This window comes from Parendozoicomonas verongulae, from assembly GCF_009711465.1.
GTDB lineage: Bacteria > Pseudomonadota > Gammaproteobacteria > Pseudomonadales > Endozoicomonadaceae > Sansalvadorimonas > Sansalvadorimonas verongulae.
In genome coordinates, this window is sequence record NZ_SMME01000562.1 from 1 (window position 1) to 1,449 (window position 1,449).

The following is a 1,449-nucleotide window of genomic DNA, read 5'->3' on the forward strand; positions in this document are numbered from 1 at the left end:
CCATGGTTCTCCATTGTGCGAGATATTTTTGACGCGTTTGATGGAAGGCTTGATTTGGATGGCTTAAGGTATTTGGATATTTTAGTTGCAAATAAAGTGCTGTCCGCAGACCAAATATTGGAATATAAATCATGGGGTGACATCGCGAATTTAATGTTGCGATTAAATATGAATATTGTTTATGGAAAAAGAGAAGCAATTCTGGCTCCTCTTGCCGAATGTAACCCCACGCTCTATCAAAAACTTATGGGTAAAATGGTAGAGTACGGGTATGCGCAGCCCCTATAAGTTCGCTATCTGAGGCAGGCTGACACCCGGTTGTTCAGCCTGCCCGGTTTACCTATCTCGATGTATTCTCAATCAATCGCTCTTTATCGAGTTGCCATTGTGCTTATTACTTGAAGCCAGCATTACAGGTGAGGCGCAATGAAGTCTGGCGCAATACCGGCATCAGCAATGGCCTGATTGACATCCGTACCCTTGTAGATACCACACTCCAGCAACAGGGTTTTAAAACCCATGGCATTGCCACCCAGAATATCCGTGTAGAGTGTGTCGCCGACCATCAGAACACGGGATGGATCAGTCACGCCATGGCGTTCCGCTACGGTCTGGAAAATAGCTTTGCCGGGCTTGCCAAACAGCAGAGGCGTGGCTTTTTGGCCTGTTGCTTCCACAAGCTGATCCATAAAGTAGCCAGGTGTCGCATTAATGTGAATATTTCCATCAATGTAATAAGGCGCGCCCATATCCGGGTTGCCCACAGCCATGGTGAACTGACGACCTTTGGCCGAGGCTTCCAGATTGTCCTGCATTTCCTGAGTCCAGCCCGTGCCTACCATAAACAGGATGCTGTCTACGTGATCGGGGATAACACCATTGCAGGCATTCAGGCTGGTTGTGCCTTCCAGTAACTTATCCGTTGGGTGGGGTTGTGGCGCTATCACACCCCAGCGAGAGGGGTCTTCAAGGGTTGGCAGCCAGCTTTCGGTAACGTCCAGGCTGGTAACAACCTCTTCATTCGCGAAATCAAAACCACGGGCTGCATACTTTTCGGCTGCAACATATTGGTTGGTCATAGTGTCGTTGGATACAACACTGAATGTCTTACCACGCTCACGCATCATGGCAATAGCGTCCACAGCCCCATTAATAGCTTTCATTCCACGGCACAATACGCCGTAGGAATCGAGCATAATCAGGTCAAACTGGTCCAGAATCTCCTCGATGCCAGAAATTCTTTGTGGAGCGACTTCCGGGTTGCTCACTGGTGGATACCACCCCATGCGGCGGGAATAAGACTGGTTCAGTATCGAAAGATTAATTTCAATCATCGGGAGCTCACATCTTGAGAAGCTGGTTCGGAGAACGAATCTGCCATTATATCAGTTCCGCGAACTCCATTTTTGCGAGATGTGCCTAGGGTCTGTTGAGGTTTTATGATCGAGC

Annotated in this window: 2 protein-coding genes; one reads left to right on the forward strand and one right to left on the reverse strand. The window is 48.4% G+C overall.

The features are described 5' to 3' along the window. On the forward strand, positions 1–288 hold a 288-nt coding region (locus tag E1189_RS01520; RefSeq protein WP_230459966.1), incomplete at its 5' end, for a hypothetical protein. A gap of 122 nt (positions 289–410) precedes the next feature. Here the strand turns inward: E1189_RS01520 and E1189_RS01525 are convergent. After that, positions 411–1,334 carry an HAD-IIA family hydrolase gene (locus E1189_RS01525; protein WP_155158337.1) on the reverse strand — a complete coding sequence of 308 codons (924 nt, stop codon included), beginning with the start codon at positions 1,332–1,334 and terminating at the stop codon, positions 411–413. Between the last annotated feature and the right edge of the window lie 115 nt (positions 1,335–1,449).